The organism is Mycobacterium shigaense (genome assembly GCF_002356315.1).
In the GTDB taxonomy this organism is placed as follows: domain Bacteria; phylum Actinomycetota; class Actinomycetes; order Mycobacteriales; family Mycobacteriaceae; genus Mycobacterium; species Mycobacterium shigaense.
This window is the reverse complement of sequence record NZ_AP018164.1, coordinates 1,387,693-1,402,938: the sequence shown is the minus strand read 5'-3', so window position 1 is coordinate 1,402,938 and position 15,246 is coordinate 1,387,693. Positions and strand designations below refer to the sequence as shown.

General features: G+C 68.1%; 16 protein-coding genes. 6 read left to right on the top strand and 10 right to left on the bottom strand.

What is annotated here, in order from left to right; translation table 11 throughout:
* Positions 1-7: 7 nt before the first annotated feature.
* The 5 genes from MSG_RS06680 to MSG_RS06660 form a co-directional block, all read right to left on the bottom strand.
* The gene (locus MSG_RS06680) at positions 8-490 is read right to left on the bottom strand and encodes a hypothetical protein (RefSeq protein WP_096438147.1); all 483 of its coding nucleotides are present in this window, start codon (positions 488-490) and stop codon (positions 8-10) included.
* Positions 487-1,431: a DUF4129 domain-containing protein gene (locus MSG_RS06675; RefSeq protein WP_096444164.1), complete on the bottom strand. Its 945-nt coding sequence runs from the start codon at positions 1,429-1,431 to the stop codon at positions 487-489. The genes MSG_RS06680 and MSG_RS06675 overlap by 4 nt, the downstream gene beginning before the upstream one ends.
* Before the next feature lie 102 nt (positions 1,432-1,533).
* On the bottom strand, positions 1,534-2,157 hold the full coding sequence (locus tag MSG_RS06670; RefSeq protein WP_162899162.1) for a class I SAM-dependent methyltransferase: 624 nt from the start codon (positions 2,155-2,157) through the stop codon (positions 1,534-1,536).
* Positions 2,158-2,243: 86 nt separating this feature from the next.
* On the bottom strand, positions 2,244-3,119 hold the full coding sequence (locus tag MSG_RS06665) for an SDR family NAD(P)-dependent oxidoreductase (RefSeq protein WP_096438143.1): 876 nt from the start codon (positions 3,117-3,119) through the stop codon (positions 2,244-2,246).
* Entirely contained in the window at positions 3,116-3,718 is a 603-nt protein-coding gene (locus MSG_RS06660) for a TetR/AcrR family transcriptional regulator (protein ID WP_096438141.1), read from the bottom strand. Before MSG_RS06660 ends, MSG_RS06665 begins: the two co-directional genes overlap by 4 nt.
* Before the next feature lie 56 nt (positions 3,719-3,774).
* Between MSG_RS06660 and MSG_RS06655 the strand changes: the two genes are divergently transcribed.
* Both MSG_RS06655 and MSG_RS06650 read left to right on the top strand, forming a co-directional pair.
* Positions 3,775-4,911, top strand: a complete 1,137-nt coding sequence (locus MSG_RS06655) for a phosphotransferase family protein (RefSeq protein ID WP_096438139.1) — start codon at positions 3,775-3,777, stop codon at positions 4,909-4,911.
* Complete coding sequence (locus tag MSG_RS06650; RefSeq protein WP_096438137.1) at positions 4,911-6,026, top strand: hypothetical protein; 1,116 nt, start codon at positions 4,911-4,913, stop codon at positions 6,024-6,026. The genes MSG_RS06655 and MSG_RS06650 overlap by 1 nt, the downstream gene beginning before the upstream one ends.
* Here MSG_RS06650 and MSG_RS06645 read toward each other — a convergent pair.
* Both MSG_RS06645 and MSG_RS06640 read right to left on the bottom strand, forming a co-directional pair.
* Entirely contained in the window at positions 6,023-7,381 is a 1,359-nt protein-coding gene (locus MSG_RS06645; RefSeq protein WP_096438135.1) for an LLM class flavin-dependent oxidoreductase, read from the bottom strand. The genes MSG_RS06650 and MSG_RS06645 overlap by 4 nt on opposite strands.
* On the bottom strand, positions 7,378-8,613 hold the full coding sequence (locus MSG_RS06640; protein WP_096438133.1) for an MFS transporter: 1,236 nt from the start codon (positions 8,611-8,613) through the stop codon (positions 7,378-7,380). Before MSG_RS06640 ends, MSG_RS06645 begins: the two co-directional genes overlap by 4 nt.
* 146 nt (positions 8,614-8,759) lie before the next feature.
* Between MSG_RS06640 and MSG_RS06635 the strand changes: the two genes are divergently transcribed.
* Positions 8,760-10,103: a flavin monoamine oxidase family protein gene (locus MSG_RS06635; protein WP_096438131.1), complete on the top strand. Its 1,344-nt coding sequence runs from the start codon at positions 8,760-8,762 to the stop codon at positions 10,101-10,103.
* On the opposite strand, the gene MSG_RS06630 is transcribed toward MSG_RS06635, so the two are convergent.
* Entirely contained in the window at positions 10,098-11,054 is a 957-nt protein-coding gene (locus tag MSG_RS06630; protein WP_096438129.1) for an alpha/beta fold hydrolase, read from the bottom strand. The two genes, MSG_RS06635 and MSG_RS06630, sit on opposite strands and share 6 nt — an antisense overlap.
* Positions 11,055-11,225: 171 nt before the next feature.
* Between MSG_RS06630 and MSG_RS06625 the strand changes: the two genes are divergently transcribed.
* Positions 11,226-12,620, top strand: a complete 1,395-nt coding sequence (locus tag MSG_RS06625; protein WP_096438127.1) for a flavin monoamine oxidase family protein — start codon at positions 11,226-11,228, stop codon at positions 12,618-12,620.
* A 15-nt stretch (positions 12,621-12,635) separates the two neighbouring features.
* Here MSG_RS06625 and MSG_RS06620 read toward each other — a convergent pair whose 3' ends face one another.
* Positions 12,636-13,517 (bottom strand): helix-turn-helix domain-containing protein, encoded by an 882-nt coding sequence (locus MSG_RS06620; protein WP_096438125.1) that lies wholly within the window; start codon positions 13,515-13,517, stop codon positions 12,636-12,638.
* A gap of 125 nt (positions 13,518-13,642) precedes the next feature.
* Between MSG_RS06620 and MSG_RS06615 the strand changes: the two genes are divergently transcribed.
* Positions 13,643-14,011: a hypothetical protein gene (locus tag MSG_RS06615; RefSeq protein ID WP_096438124.1), complete on the top strand. Its 369-nt coding sequence runs from the start codon at positions 13,643-13,645 to the stop codon at positions 14,009-14,011.
* Positions 14,012-14,037: 26 nt separating this feature from the next.
* Here MSG_RS06615 and MSG_RS06610 read toward each other — a convergent pair whose 3' ends face one another.
* Complete coding sequence (locus tag MSG_RS06610) at positions 14,038-14,472, bottom strand: SRPBCC family protein (protein WP_096438122.1); 435 nt, start codon at positions 14,470-14,472, stop codon at positions 14,038-14,040.
* A gap of 324 nt (positions 14,473-14,796) precedes the next feature.
* Between MSG_RS06610 and MSG_RS06605 the strand changes: the two genes are divergently transcribed.
* Complete coding sequence (locus MSG_RS06605; RefSeq protein WP_096438120.1) at positions 14,797-15,195, top strand: heme-binding protein; 399 nt, start codon at positions 14,797-14,799, stop codon at positions 15,193-15,195.
* Positions 15,196-15,246 lie beyond the last annotated feature (51 nt).

The following is a 15,246-nucleotide window of genomic DNA, read 5'->3' as shown; positions in this document are numbered from 1 at the left end:
CCCTCTGTCATACCTGTTCCAGCTTTCGCAGGATCTCCTCGAATGCTCCCCGGCCGGGACCCGGCTGGTGCTCCGCGGTGCGGGTGATGTTGTTGGGATTGACCCAATCCCAGAGCTCATGGCCGAACAGCATTCGGCCGGTGGCCTGGAATGCCGCAGGGTCCTTGGCTTGCCTTTGGCCCGTAGCGATTTCGTATCGTCGGGCGAGCATGGGGCGCAGATGCCGGTCCCAGTCGCCGCGGGTGGACTCCGCCCATCGGACCGTCGTCTCGGTGGTGGCGAGCCAGCGGCGCAACGTATCTCCCGGTTCGTCGGCGTCCAGTTCTGCGTCGGGTTGCCGGGCGCCGCCCAGGACGCGCCGGATGGCCAGCAGCACCAACGCGAGGGTGACGCCGGACGCCGCCACCACCAACCGGCGATCGTGCACAATCAGCGCCAGCAGCTCCACCCCGACGATCAGGCAAACACCAAGAGTGATAAGCCTTCTCATACGGGGTTCCGAAGTTCGGCGAGGACCAGCCCCAGCATGTCGACTGCCGTCTGGCGATGTCCCTCGTTCATCACGTGCGGGGAAAAGCGCGCCTCTACGAACAGGTTCACCAGCTCAATGGCGTTATCGGACTGCAGCGCATGGTGTTCGACGGCGCGGGCCAGCACCTCGGTCGGGGTGTCGAATTCCTGAGGAACGGCACCGGGCACGTTGGCAAGCTCGCATTCCATCGCCGCGTAGCACGCGATGATCGCCTGCCGCGGCTCGCGGCTGAGGTCGGTCATCGCGGCCAGCCCGAGTTCGGCCGCCCGCGCGAGCGATTCGGAACGCCGCGCCGGCGGGCCGGATTCGGCATCGGTACCGGCGAGGAGGATCGTCGCCGACCCGCGCCGGCGCCGCCTGGCATTGATGAGCGTTGCCACGACCAGCAGCAGCATCATCGGAATGACGCCGGCCGACAGGATGCCGAACATGTTGCCGGTGTCGTGTTGCGGGCGCCGCAGCTGCGTCGGGGGTGCGCCGCCACCCGGCGACGGCTGCGAAGTCACGTCCGGCGCGCCGGAGGACGCGGCGTTGTGCGGCAACCACAATCGGGCCAACAGCGTCACGATCACCAGCCACGAAATGATCACGCCCAGTCCGATCAGCAACACCCGCCAGTTCGGCCGCGCCGACCCGGTGCCCAGCATGTCGGAGAGGTCCTTCGGTTGCGGCGCGACCGCACGCGGATCCCGGAGGCGCGCGATGACCGCCACCGCGAGGAGGGTCAGCGTCGCGCTCAGCGCGACGACGACGAAAACCATTGCCGTGCGGCCGGCACCCGGGCCGGCATGCGGCATCCGGTCGCGGACCGGTAGATATCCACGCAGAGCGGCCGCGACGACGATCAACAGCACGATGAGCGCGACCACGCGCCTCGTCGGCTTGTCAATACCGGGCATCGGCACACCACTCGACCGGTTACCCACCACCATTGCGGCACGGGCTTGTCTAATACTTGCACGCCGGGCGGTGGTGTGGCCAGCGACGAGTTCACGGCGCGGTTAGGCCGGCGAGACGTATCGCCCCAACGCCCACACCCTGTCGCCCGGTGGCCGCGCTTCCGCCACCCGCACGCCGTCCTGAATCAACTCGTCCTGGTGGACCAATTCGCCTTCGATGACTTCCTCCCACGCCTTGGTCGGGCCCGCGCCGTAGGACCGCCACGGCACCAGGTCATCCATGACGAGCGCCGTGCGACCATCACAAAGGCGACGCATGTTGAGGATGTCGGCGCGGGCGACCTCGTAGTCGTGACCGCCGTCGATGAACGCCAGATCGAATCGCAGGTCGGGGTTGCTGTCGGCGAACGCGGGCACTGTCCGGCGCGAGTCGCCGCAGACGAGCGTGTGACGGCCGGGGAATGTCTTGTCGATGAGCCTCTTGTTGACCGCCACCGAGGCATGCTCGCCGAGGTCGAAGGATACGACCGTGCCACCGGGAATGTGCCTGAGCAGGGCATAGCTGGAACACCCTGCGTTGAAACCGATTTCGGCGATCAAACGGGCTCCGGTGCGTCTGGCTACCCGCACCAGGTACAGCAGCTCCTCGGCCGAGCTCGATCCCTCACCGGCACCCATCCGTCTCAGCAGCAACCGCCAGTACAGTTTTCTCTCAACCCGTTTCATCTGCGTGATCGTCGGGAGCGCGGTACCCATGGCGAAGTGACTTCCCCGTTCGAGCGCCGTTCAACCGCTCGCGCCGACGAGCGCCACTAGACCGGTGTGAACGAGCGGAAGCTTCCGTCGAGGACCTCGCGGTGGCCGATCGTGCGGCCCGTCACCGCCCCGGGATCGACCAATGCCAATTCTACTGTGGCCCTGGCGAATTCGTCCTCTGACGAGGTGTCGGTGAACGCAGTCGCGTAGTAAGACAGCCCGGGCGTCTGGATCGGTTTCGACGGCGCCAGGGCGTTCACGGCCACGTTGTGACCGGCGAGGTCGAACGCTGCGCACTGCGTGAGATGCTCTAGGGCCGCCTTGGATCCCCCGTAACCGGGCAGAACGCCGCCGCTGCGGTTCGGATAGGGCCCGTCGCCGGGCAGCCGCGAGGCGACCGAGGTGATGTTGACGATCGAGCCTCCGCCAGCGGTGATCATGTCCGGGGACACCAGCTGCATCAACTCGTAGGCCGCGAAGACCGCGATCTCGAAGTGGCGCCGGAAGGCGTGCAGCGGCGTACTGACGAAACCCGGCCAGCCGGGTTTGGCGACGCCCGGAGCGGCGGCCTTGGCCGGCTTGGCGCGCGCCTGCGCACCGGGCGTCGGCGGGCGCCCGGGCGCCGTGAAGGCCGCGTTGTTGATCAGGATCGTGATGGGCCCCAACGCGTCTCGGGTCTCGCTCACCACCCGGGTGATGTCGTCGCGGTCGGTCAGATCGGCGCGCACTGCGACCGCGCTGCCGCCCGCCGCCTCGATGGCCGCAACGGTCTCGCCGATGGTGCCCGGCAACCGGTCGTCCCACACCTGTTCGGTGCGCCCGACGACGGCGACGGCGGCGCCCTCGGCGGCCAGCGCCAGGGCGATCGCCCGGCCCAGCCCGCGGCTGGCGCCGGTCACGATCGCGGTGCGGCCGCCGAGTCGCGGCGTCATCGCGTCACCCCGTGCACCACGATCACGGTGGTCTGGTCGACCCACGCGTCATCGAGCTCCTCGTCGGGGCGCAGCAGCATTCGAAGCATCGTCGCTCCCCCGATCAGTTCGATCAGCCGGTCCGGATCCACGTCGGGGTGCGCCTCGCCCCGGTCGACCGCCTCGCGCAGGCGCAACCGGACCGCGACGAACAGGTCGGTGAAGCGCGACATCACCCGGGCGTTCAGATCGGGGTCGGCGGTCATGTCGGCCACCAGACCGGGCAACGCCGCGCGCACCACCGGGGCGGTGAAAACCTGCCGGGTGGCCTCGATCATCATCCGCAGATCGGCCGCGAAGTCGCCGGCGGGGGCCTCCAGCGCGCTCGGCGCTATCGGGAACACCGCTTCGTGCACCAACTCCGCCTTGCTGGACCAACGGCGGTACAGCGCCGACTTCGTCGTGCCCGCCCGCTCGGCGACCGCGGCCAGGCTGAGGTTGGAGTAGCCGATTTGCACCAGCAGCTCGGCGGTCGCCGATAGGATGGCGGAGTCGATACGCGGATCCCTGGGGCGGCCGGCACCTGGGCTCTTGTCAAGGTCGGACGGGTCTGCTTTCATAACGCTACCTACCGTATCGTAATTGCCGCGAAGAAGTCTCAAAGAAGGAGGCACCGGTGGCAAACGAGCCTGTGCTCGACAAGGTCGACCGACTCCAGCGTTCCAGCCGCGACGTCACCACCCTGCCCGCGGTCCTGTCGAAATGGCTGGCGACCGTCCTTCCCGGCAGCGCGAATCCCGAGGTCACGGTCGAAAGCGGGGTGGACTCGACGGGCATGTCGTCCGAGACCATCATCTTGACCGCCCGCTGGCAACAGGACGGGCAGCCGACCGAGCAGAAGCTGGTGGCCCGGGTGGCGCCGGCTCCCGAAGATGTGCAGGTCTTCCCCACCTACCGACTCGACCATCAGTTCGACGTGATCCGCAAGGTCGGCGAACTCACCGACGTCCCGGTCCCACCGGTGCGCTGGCTGGAGCCGACCGGCGATGTCCTGGGTACGCCGTTTTTCGTGATGGGCTACGTCGATGGCGTGGTGCCCCCCGACGTCATGCCCTACACCTTCGGTAACAACTGGTTCGCCGATGCGCCCGTCGAGCGGCAACGCGAACTGCAAGACACCACCGTCGGCGTGCTCGCCACCCTGCATTCGATTCCGAACGCGGAGAACGATTTTGGGTTCCTGACCGAGGGGCAGCAGGGCGGCTCGGCGCTGCGCAAACACTTCAACTGGGTGCGCGGCTGGTACGACTTCGCGGTGCCCGACATCGGCCGATCACCGCTGCTGGAACGAACGTTCGGGTGGCTGGAAGACAACTGGCCGACCGAGGCCGCCGCTCGCCAACCCGTGCTGCTGTGGGGCGACGCCCGGATCGGCAACGTCTTGTACCACGACTTCAGCCCGGTGGCGGTGCTGGACTGGGAAATGGTGACGCTGGGCCCGCGTGAACTCGACGTCGCGTGGATGATCTACGCGCACATGGTGTTTCAAGAACTCACTGGGCTTGCGGGGTTGCCGGGGCTACCCGAGGTGATGCGCGAGGACGACGTCCGCGCGACCTATCAGCGGTTGGCCGGCGTGGAGGTGGGCGACCTGAACTGGTTTTACGTGTACTCGGGGGTGATGTGGGCGTGCGTGTTCATGCGCACCGGCGCGCGCCGCGTGCACTTCGGCGAAACCGAAAAGCCCGCCGACGTCGAATCGCTGTTCTACCACGCCGGGTTGATGAAACGTCTTATCGGAGAGGATCTGTAATGCTCGGACCGCTCGACGAATTCCCGGTCCACCAGATCCCCCAGCCGATCGCCTGGCCGGGCTCCTCGGACCGCAACTTCTACGATCGTTCCTACTTCAACGCCCACGACCGCACCGGCGACATCTTCGTGATCAGCGGTATCGGCTACTACCCCAATCTCGGGGTCAAGGACGCGTTCTTCTTGGTCCGCCGCGGCAACACCCAGACCGCCGTGCATGTTTCGGACGCGATCGACCAGGACCGGCTCAATCAGCACGTCAACGGCTACCAGATCGAGGTCGTCGAGCCGCTGCACAAGCTGCGGCTGATCCTCGACGAAACCGAGGGCATCGCGGCTGATCTCACCTGGAAGGGCCTGTTCGACGTCGTCCAGGAGCAGCCGCACATCCTGCGCTCGGGCAACCGGGTGACGCTGGACGCGCAGCGGTTCGCTCAGCTCGGCAGCTGGAGCGGGCACATCGTCATCGACGGCGAGGAGACCACCGTCGACCCCAACACCTGGCTAGGCAGCCGCGACCGGTCCTGGGGGATCCGCCCGATCGGCGAGGCCGAGCCCGCCGGCCGGCCCGCGGACCCGCCGTTCGAGGGCATGTGGTGGCTGTATGTCCCCATGGCGTTCGACGAGTTCGCGATCGTGCTGATCATCCAGGAGGAGCCCAACGGGTTCCGCTCGCTCAACGACTGCACACGGGTCTGGCGCGACGGCCGCGTCGAGCAGCTGGGCTGGCCGCGGGTCAAGATCCACTACACCTCCGGTACCCGCATCCCGACCGGCGCGACGATCGACGCCACCACGCCCGACGGGACCCCGGTCCACTTCGACGTCGAGTCCAGGCTCCCGGTCCCCATCCACGTCGGTGGTGGCTACGGCGGTGACTCCGACTGGATCCACGGCATGTGGAAGGGCGAAAAGTTCGCCGAGCGGCTGACTTACGACATGACCGACCCGGCCATCATCGGGCGGGCCGGCTTCGGCGTCATCGACCACGTCGGCCGGGCGGTGTGCCGCGACGGCGACGGCGAGCCGGTCGAGGGATGGGGCCTCTACGAGCACGGCGCGCTGGGGCGCCACGACCCGTCCGGGTTCGCCGACTGGTTGACGGTCGCGCCCTAGGCTTTTCGGCGATACGCCGCACCGGGGTGCCCGGGCGGCAGCAGCGGCCCGGCGCCGCCGAGGCGCTCCCGCAGCGTAGTCCGCGACACCGACTCGGGCACCCGGCCGCGCCGGCGCAGCTCCGGCACGACCAACCGGGCGAAGTCGACGAAGGTACCCGGAGTGGTGACGTAAGCCAGGTTGAACCCGTCGACATCGGCCTCCTCCACCCAGCGCTCGAGCTCGTCGGCCACCTCAGCGGCCGAGCCCGTCAGCACGGGGCCGCGACCGCCGATACCGAGCTCTCCGGCCAATTCGCGCGGGGTCCACGGGCGCTCGGCGGTGGTGAAGGAGGCCAGCGCGGACCGGTTGGCGTCGGTCTCGCTGTAGCGCAGGGGCTCTGCTGCATCGAGTTCGGCCAGGTCGATGCCGGTCCAGCCGCCGAAAAGGGCCAGCGCCCCAGGCGTGCTGACGTACCGCCGGTACTCCGCCAGCTTGGCGACGGCGGCGTCGTGGGTCTCGGCGACCACCGGGGTGACCATCGTGAATACCTTGATGGAACGGGGGTCTCGGCCCAGCTCGACCGCCGCCGCCCGCAATGCCCGCACCGGGCCGGCGACGATCTGCGGCGTCGGTCCGGACACGAAGACCGCCTCGGCGTTCGCCGCCGCGAACCGCACGCCCCGCGGCGAGGCTCCAGCCTGAAACAACACCGGCGTCCGCTGCGGCGACGGCTCGCACAGGAACGGTCCGGGCACGGTGAAATAACGCCCCTTGTGCTCGATGTCGTGCACCTTGGCCGGGTCGGTGAACACGCCTCGTTCCCGGTCGGCCACCACCGCGCCGGATTCCCACGACGCCTCCCACAGCTTGTAGCAGACCTCAAGGTACTCGTCGGCGATCTCGTAACGCTGGTCATGCGGAATCTGGCCATCCAGGCCGAGATTGCGCGCCGCGCTGTCCAGATACGACGTGACGATGTTCCACGCGACCCGCCCGCCGGTCAGGTGATCCAGCGTCGTCAACCGCCGCGCCAGGGCGTAGGGCTGCTCGTAGGTCAGCGACAGCGTGACGCCGAACCCGAGGGTCTCGGTGACTGCGGCCATCGCCGAGATGGCCGCAGTCGGATCGTTGACCGGAAACTGTGCCGCGTCGGCCACCGCCGCATCCCGCGAGGCGCCGTACACGTCGTAGACGCCCAGTACGTCGGCCAGAAACAGCGCGTCGAAACCGCCAGCCTCGAGGGTGTGGGCCAGCTCGGTCCAATACCCGAGCTCGCGATAGCGATAACCCTGATCTTCGGGATGGCGCCACAGCCCCGCCGACTGGTGCCCGACGCAGGCCATGTCGAATGCGTTGAGGAAGATCCTGCTCATATGCTCACCCCGCGCGTTTCCCGCGCCGCGTAGGCCGCCACGACCGTGATCGCCGATAGCACAGCAAAATACACCACGATCAGCCACGGTCGGCCGCCGCCCACGGCCAGCAGGGCCGCGGCGATCAACGGGGCGAAACCACCGGACAGCACGGCCCCGATCTGATAACCCAGCGACGCGCCGCTGTAGCGCAGCCGGGTGTCGAACAGTTCGGCGAACCAGGTGGCCTGGGGACCGTACATGGCATCGTGAACGACGTTGATGCCGAACACAATTGATGCCACCACCGCGATCGCCGAACCGGTCGCAGCGGCGACGAAGAACAGCAGCAAGGCCAGCACCCCGGCCAGCGCCCCGAACAGATACAGCGGTCGACGACCCACCCTATCCGACAGCCACGCCCAGCCAGGGGTGCTGACAAATCCGATTGCCGAGGAAATCAACACCGCAGTCAGGCCCACCCCGGCGCCCTTGCTGAACGATTCCTGAAGGTAGGTAAGCGAATAGGTTGTCAACAACACGAACAGCGCGATCTGCGATAGCCGTAAGCCAGTGGTTATCAACACATTCCGCGGCTGGCGCCGAAGCACCTCGAGCACCGGCAGCCGTGCCAGCTCATTGCGCTGCTTGAGGCGCCCGAAGACCTCGGCGTCGGTGAGCTTGAGTCGGACGAACAATCCGATCGCCACCAGAACGATGCTGAGCAGAAACGGGATCCGCCAGCCGAAGGACAGAAATCCGGCCGGTCCGGTGAGGGTGCGGGTCACCGAGAACACCGATGTCGCCAGCAGCATGCCGGCCGGCGAACCGAGCTGGGTGAAGCTGCCGAACAGCCCGCGCCGGTTGGGCGGCGCATGCTCCACCGACAGCACCGCGGCACCGCCCCATTCGGCGCCCACCGCGAGACCCTGCAGTACCCGCAGCACCGCCAGCAGGACCGGAGCGAGCAACCCGGCCTCGGCATAGGTCGGCAGCACCCCGATCGCGGTCGTGACGAAGCCCATCACCAACAGCGCGACGACCAGAACCGCCTTGCGCCCCAGCCGATCCCCAAAGTGTCCAGACATCACCGCGCCCAGGGGCCGGGCCCCGAACCCGGCGGCGTAGGTGGCGAACGACGCCAGCGTCCCCGCGGTGGGCGAAACCTGCGGAAAGAAGAGCGGTTTGAAGACGAGCGCGGATGCGGTGGCGTAGAGGTAGAAGTCATACCACTCGATCGTGGTGCCGACCATGCTGCCCAGGGCTACCGTGCGCAGCCGCGGTCTCGGGTCGGCAGCCGGCGCTGGTTCGGGGATAATCACGTATTACCAGATTAGCAATCTCATTTGTCTCGGCGTAGGTTTGCCATCGCCGTGATGGCAACGTGAATACTGGAGGCGTGAATCCACCGTCCAGGGTCGACGTCGTGGTGGTCGGCGCCGGCTTCGCCGGTCTTTCGGCGGCGCGCGAGCTGGCCCGGCATGGCTGTGACGTGGTGGTTTTCGAAGGTCGCGACCGCGTCGGCGGCCGTTCGTTCACCGGCAGCGTCGCGGGATTGCCGGTGGATCTGGGCGGCACGTTCGTCGGCCCGACGCAAGATGCGGTGCTGGCGCTGGCGGCCGAGCTCGGCGTCGCGAGCACTCCGACCTATCACGAGGGCAAGAACCTCATCCAGTGGCGCGGCTGGACACGGTCCTACCACGGCACCATCCCGAAGCTGTCGTTGAGTGGGCTGATCGACATCGGCCGGTTGCGTTGGCAATTCGAGCGCATCTCGCGCCGCATCCCGGTGTCGGCCCCATGGGACGCGCGCAAGGCGCGTCAGCTGGACGGTCTGTCGCTCGGGGGGTGGCTGCGCTCGGCGCACGCAACCGCCTCGTCACTCGACCTGATGACGATCATGGCCCGGGTCACGTGGGGCTGCGAACTCGACGACGTTTCGATGCTGCATGCGGCGCGCTACATCCACGCCGCCGGGGGACTGGACCGCATGCTCGACGTCGAGAACGGCGCCCAGCAGGACTGGTTCCCGGGTGGCACCCAACAGATTGCGGACGCGGCCGCGGCCGAACTGGGCGACCGGGTCGTGTTGCGGGCACGAGTCCATCGCATCGACCGCCACGATGGGGGCGTCACGGTCACCTCCGCACGCGGCCGGGCCGATGCCGGGTATGTCATCGTCGCGGTCCCGCCCGCCCACCGTGCGTCGATCGAGTTCGCTCCCCCGCTGCCGGCCCACTACGAACAACTCGCCGAGCGTTGGCCGCAGGGCCGCCTCAGCAAGGCCTACGCGGCGTATTCGACGCCGTTCTGGCGCGCCAACGGCTACTCGGGCCAGGCGCTGTCCGACAAGGGCCCGGTCTTCATCACCTTCGATGTCAGCCCGCAAGCCGACGGGCCCGGCATTCTGCTGGGGTTCGTGGATGCACGGGCGTTCGACTCGCTGCCCACCGATCAGCGCCGGCAGAATACCTTACGCTGCTTCGCATCCCTGTTCGGCGACGAGGCGCTCACTCCGCTGGACTACACCGACCAACGTTGGGGCGCAGAGGATTTCGCGCCTGGCGGTCCCACCGCGGCGGTGCCGCCGGGGTCGTGGACGCGCTTTGGGCGTTGGTTACGCGAACCGGTCGGGCCGATTCACTGGGCCGGCACCGAGACCGCGGACGAATGGACCGGATTCCTCGACGGTGCGGTGCGGTCCGGCCAGCGGGCCGCGGCCGACGTCATCGCCAGGCTATGAGCTGATCTTCGTGGCCGAAAGGTTCGCAGAGCCGGCAAGGGCCCGCAGCTCGCGGTTCACCGCGCGGTGCTGTTCCAGCATCGAGCAGTGACCGCCGGGCAGCTCGACGAGGCCGACCACGTTGGGTGCGGTGCGTGCGATCCGGCGGGACTGGCTGATCGGCGTCAGGCGATCGTGACGGCTGCCGATCACCAGCGTCGGTACCGTCAGGCCGGCGAGATCGAGATGGCGCGAACCCAGCGCATCGACGAGCATCTTTGCGCAGCCACCGCGCCCGGCGGCGGGCGTCTTGGCGAACAACTCGTAAATCAGTGTCGCCGCACTGGGATCGGCGTCCCTGCCGACCGCGAGCATCGCGACCAGCGAGCGACTGGCAAACACGGCGACAGCCGGAATCGGTAGTCCGCCAAAGGTGCCGACCAGCCGCCGCCCGGCCATGACCCGGGCCGGCGCCAAGGCGCCGGGCAGCGGCAGCAGTCTCACCTCGCGCACCAGATCGCCGGTGGCGGTGTTGATCAGGGCGACCGCGTCCACGCGCCGGGCAACCTTGTGGCGATAGCGCGCCGACCACGCGGCGATGGTGATGCCCCCCATCGAATGCCCGGCCAGCACCGCGCGCTCGTGCGGCTCCAGCGTCGCGTCCAGCACCGAATTCAGATCGGCGGCAAGCAGTTTGAGGCTGAATCCGCCGCGCCGGGGTACACCGCTTCGCCCATGGCCGCGGTGGTCGAAGGCGATCACCCGGTAGTCCGCCGACAGGTCCGCGATCTGATAGGCCCAGGCGCGCACAGCGCAGGTGATGCCGTGGGTCAGCACGATGGGATAGCCGTCGGGCCGCCCGAAGACCTCCGCGTGCAACGGGGTGCCGTCGACCGCGCGGACGGTCAGCGTGCGGCTGGGGGGTAACGGGGGCAGCCGTTCGGATGCGTAGGTCGATCGCCGAGCATTCATCGCCGCTCCGCCTTTGCACACGGCCACGGTGTCGCGTGCTGGTGGCCACGATCCTATCGTGAACCGGCGCCGAACTCGGCAGATTCGCTAACCGCACGCCGCGCCGTCGATGTTTGCTGATCAGACGCAAATCCCAGGTGGCTCTGTCGTCGGTGTGAGACCCTAACACGCATGCCCCCGTTGTCCCGCCGCGAGTTTTTCGCCGCGGCGGCCGGCCTTGCCGGCGGCGGGTCGATGGTTGCCTGCGGCCCGGGCCGGCCCGCGTCGAAGCCGGCGCCCGGGCCGCGATCGAGACCGGCTGCGGATACTAGGTCGATCCTCGTCGTCGGAGCCGGGGTGGCGGGACTGGCGGCCGCACGCAGCCTGACCGACGCAGGCTGGCCGGTTCGGGTGATCGAGGCCCGCGACCGCATCGGCGGCAGGGTGTACACGAACCGCGACTGGGGTTTCCCCATCGAGATGGGCGCGTCGTGGATACACGGCACCGCCAACGAACCCGTGATGGAACTGGCGCACAGCGCCGGCGCGCAACTCGTCACGACCGACGACGACAGCTGGGCCAAACTCGCGGTGGAGCCCGCGCTGCAGCCGCTGGATTACGAGCGTGATCGCTGGCAGAAGTTCGTCGAGCGGGCCTGCCGTCGGGCCGCCGGAGGCACCCTCGCGGCCGCGCTCGACGCCGCGGTCACCCGCGAACAGCTGTCCGGCCCGGACCGCGTGTTGCTGGCCTTCTATGTCGCCACCGAGATCGAGGACGAATACGCAGCCGACGCAAAACAGCTGTCCGCCAAGACATTCGATGAGGGTGACTACTCCACCGGCGATCAGGACATCATCACCAATGGCTACGACGCTCTGCCGAGAACACTCGGCAACGGACTGCAGGTCGTGCTCAACGCGCCGGTAACCGCAATCGCACGACAGAACACGTCCGTCATCGTGCGAGCGGGCGGCCAGTCGTTCGAAGGACCGGCCGCGATCGTCACCGTTCCGCTCGGGGTGCTGAAGTCCGGCGCGATCGCCTTCGACCCGCCCCTGCCGTCCGGGCATGCCCATGCGATCGACGCGCTGGGATTCGGCGTGCTGTCCAAGAGCTACTTTCGCTTCGACCGGCAGACATGGAAGGTGCCGAACGCCTTCTACCAATTCATCGGCGTCAATCCGGGCCCATGGGCGCAGTGGCTCACCGCGCCGAGCGGCGGCGGGCCCGTTGCCGTGGCCTTCAACGCCGGTGACTTCGCCCGGTCGGTGGAGTCCTCGGCCGCCAACGACCTGATCACCGGGGCGCTGCCCGTCGCACGCCAGCTGTTCGGCAAGGACGTCGCGCCGGCGGAGGTGCGGACCACCACGTGGAGCACCGATCCGTACGCGCGGGGCAGCTATTCGTTCCACGCCCCCGGTTCCGGGCCCGACGACCGGCTGAAACTGCAGGAACCGATCAGCGACCGGCTCTATCTGGCCGGCGAGGCCGTCGGGGTCGACAACCCGGCGACAGTCACCGGCGCGCTGGCCAGTGGGCGGCACGCCGCCGACCTACTGATGGAGCGATTGCCGCGCGCGCAATAGCCTCCGTCCGGCGCGCTAGGTGGTTGCGATGTCGTTGCGGGCCGCGTAGGAGCCGGTCGCCGTCCAACTGGCAAGCATCCGCAACGCCGCCTCGGAGCGCGAATCCTGTTGCGCGCTATAGCCGATCAACGACAGCTCGCCCCTGCCGGTGATGTCGAGGACGTTGTAGGTCAACACCAGCTCACCGACTTCGGCAAGCCGGAACCGCTTGACGCCGTGCCGATGCGCCTTGACATTGTGGGCTGCCCAGCGGGTGCGGAACTCCTGGCTGCGCGTTGCCAATTCGTCGACCAAGCGCGTGACAGCCGGCGAGTCCGGTGAGCGGGCCGCCTCGGCGCGCAGCAGGGCGACCACGTCGTCGGCCTCCTTGGCCCATTCGGGAAGGAATTGGCCCGCCGCGGCGTCGACGAACATGAAGCGGGCCGCATTGGGCGTCTGCTCGGCATGTGCGAAGACGGGCGCGAACAGCGCACGCCCGAGCGCGTTGGCCGCGACGACGTCGAGCTGGCCGTTGACCACGATCGCCGGCGCGGTCACCATGCTGTCGAGCAATGCCTGCACGCCGGCGGGGATCGTCCGAGCCTGGCCGCGCGCCGGCCGGGGCCGCTCGGCCTTGGTGGTGGCGGCACGAACCAGATCGAACAAGTGCGTTTCCTCGGCCTCGCCGAAGCGCAGTGCCCGAGCGATGGCGTGCAGGACTTCGTCGGAGACGCCGGCGACGTTTCCCCGTTCGATCTGGATGTAGTACTCGATGCTCACCCCGGCCATCTTCGCGACTTCTTCGCGCCGCAATCCGGGCACCCGACGTCGACCGCCCGTGGGTAGGCCCACCTGCCCGGGGCTGATTCTCGCGCGCCGGCTCATCAAGAAATCCTTGATGTCATTGGCGATATCCATGCCCACGGATACCCGAACACCGCCCGACGGAAGCGTCACGGTCCTGGGCCGCGCACAGGTCGAGGCGGTGGTCGCGGTCGGGCCGCCCATTGTTAGGGCCGCGACTGAATGGGAATAGCTGTGACATGACGGCACCGCACTCCGAACCTGAAACAGCATCGAGGCAGCGGCCGAGCTCCGACATCATCGCCACGATCGTCGCGTTCGTGCTGGCTGCGGCCGCGGCCGTGTTGTCGTTCTCCCTCTCCCCCCTTTTCGTCATGGCCGCCGACCCGTGCGACAATCACAATTGCGACACCGCGGCGATCTCATGGGCTTATGCGGTGACGTGGGGCGGGCTCGGTCTGGCGGCGGTGGCCGCCATCGGGGGCACCGTCTTCGCGGCGGCTCGGCGGCGCCGGATGTGGATATGGCCGACCGGGGCACTGGGCCTGATCGTCGTCACGTTCGCCATCGGAACATTGCTGGCGGGCTCGGTGTTACCGCACCAGTGACCTTGTCGCACAACGTCTTTTGACGCTTAGGTGGCGAGTTCCCGCGCGCATGCGTCGAGGATCGCAAGGAAGCTGGAGCGCAGCAGCGGGCGGGTCACCGCCTCGAGCAGCACGCCGGCCGCCCACGCCGGGTGGGTGTAATTCGTCAGCCAGTCGACGTGCGTGCCGCCGTCGGCAGCGGTGAAAGTCAGCGTGCCGCCGTCGTGATGGAACGGCGGGACCGATCGAATAATGAGGTAGGAGTAGCTGTGCGGGCGGTCGTAGGCCGTGATCTCTTCGAGGAAGTAGGTGCCCGCACCGATCACCTGGCGCAACGCGCCGGGGGCCGGCTCTGAGCTGCCCTTGACCCAGCCGGCCTTGAGCGCGAGCGGCGCCTTCGCGAGGTTGGCCGGATCGGCGAGCCAATCGAATACCCGCCCCTGGGGTGCTGCGATCGTCCGTTCCAAGTGAATCTCGACCATCAGAACTCCTGCTCGGCAGTGTCGGCGGTGCCCCCGACCATGCTAGACGCCGCCGGCCGCGCCCCGCGCTGCGTCCAAAGAGGGTTTGCTGGTACCTGGTTCAGCTAGGTTTGATTAGGCACGCTTCTTAGCCTAAAGCTAAGTAAAATATCAGCACAAAACTATGAAATTCCGCTGATGTCTCCCATACCCTAAGAGATAGCTTCTGCTCTATTATTAGCTGCACAGAGCTGGACGGGCCGCTCGCGTGGAGCGCTCAGCTACCTTGGGCCTAGGGGTCCGGGCGCCCCGCCGAATCAGATTCTTCGAAGGGCAACTTGAATCATGAAAAACAGCAGTATCGTTGCGCGCCGACGCGCAGCCGGCATCAGCGCCGGCTGCCTGCTCGGGGGCATGGCCATCGGTCTCGTCGCTGCGCCGTCGGCGGCCGCGGCACCCGACTGCAGCCCCGCGGGTGTGAATGCCACCGTGTCCTCGGCGGAGGCCGCGGCACAGCAGTACCTGGCCGCCCACCCGGGCGCCAACCAGGTGGTCACCGCCGCCTACGGCCAGCCCCACGCGGAGGCCGCGTCCAACCTGCGCGGCTACTTCACCGCACACCCGCAGGAGTACTACGACCTGCGCGGCATCCTGGCGCCCATCGGCGACACCGAGCGCCAATGCAACGTGTCGGCGCTGCCGGGCAACCTCGAATCGGCCTACCACGAATTCATGGCCGGCTGATCATCCCCGGCAACGACCCGCCACGGCGCCGTGGCGGGTCGTTTTGCATCG

Excerpts from the sequence above, each read along its gene's own strand:
- MSG_RS06680 (WP_096438147.1), bottom strand. The coding sequence starts at position 490 with ATGAGAAGGCTTATCACTCTTGGTGTTTGCCTGATCGTCGGGGTGGAG.
- MSG_RS06675 (WP_096444164.1), bottom strand. The coding sequence starts at position 1,431 with ATGCCCGGTATTGACAAGCCGACGAGGCGCGTGGTCGCGCTCATCGTG.
- MSG_RS06670 (WP_162899162.1), bottom strand. The coding sequence starts at position 2,157 with ATGAAACGGGTTGAGAGAAAACTGTACTGGCGGTTGCTGCTGAGACGG.
- MSG_RS06665 (WP_096438143.1), bottom strand. The coding sequence starts at position 3,119 with ATGACGCCGCGACTCGGCGGCCGCACCGCGATCGTGACCGGCGCCAGC.
- MSG_RS06660 (WP_096438141.1), bottom strand. The coding sequence starts at position 3,718 with ATGAAAGCAGACCCGTCCGACCTTGACAAGAGCCCAGGTGCCGGCCGC.
- MSG_RS06650 (WP_096438137.1), top strand. The coding sequence starts at position 4,911 with ATGCTCGGACCGCTCGACGAATTCCCGGTCCACCAGATCCCCCAGCCG.
- MSG_RS06645 (WP_096438135.1), bottom strand. The coding sequence starts at position 7,381 with ATGAGCAGGATCTTCCTCAACGCATTCGACATGGCCTGCGTCGGGCAC.
- MSG_RS06640 (WP_096438133.1), bottom strand. The coding sequence starts at position 8,613 with ATGGTCGGCACCACGATCGAGTGGTATGACTTCTACCTCTACGCCACC.
- MSG_RS06630 (WP_096438129.1), bottom strand. The coding sequence starts at position 11,054 with ATGAATGCTCGGCGATCGACCTACGCATCCGAACGGCTGCCCCCGTTA.
- MSG_RS06625 (WP_096438127.1), top strand. The coding sequence starts at position 11,226 with ATGCCCCCGTTGTCCCGCCGCGAGTTTTTCGCCGCGGCGGCCGGCCTT.
- MSG_RS06620 (WP_096438125.1), bottom strand. The coding sequence starts at position 13,517 with ATGGATATCGCCAATGACATCAAGGATTTCTTGATGAGCCGGCGCGCG.
- MSG_RS06615 (WP_096438124.1), top strand. The coding sequence starts at position 13,643 with ATGACGGCACCGCACTCCGAACCTGAAACAGCATCGAGGCAGCGGCCG.
- MSG_RS06610 (WP_096438122.1), bottom strand. The coding sequence starts at position 14,472 with ATGGTCGAGATTCACTTGGAACGGACGATCGCAGCACCCCAGGGGCGG.
- MSG_RS06605 (WP_096438120.1), top strand. The coding sequence starts at position 14,797 with ATGAAAAACAGCAGTATCGTTGCGCGCCGACGCGCAGCCGGCATCAGC.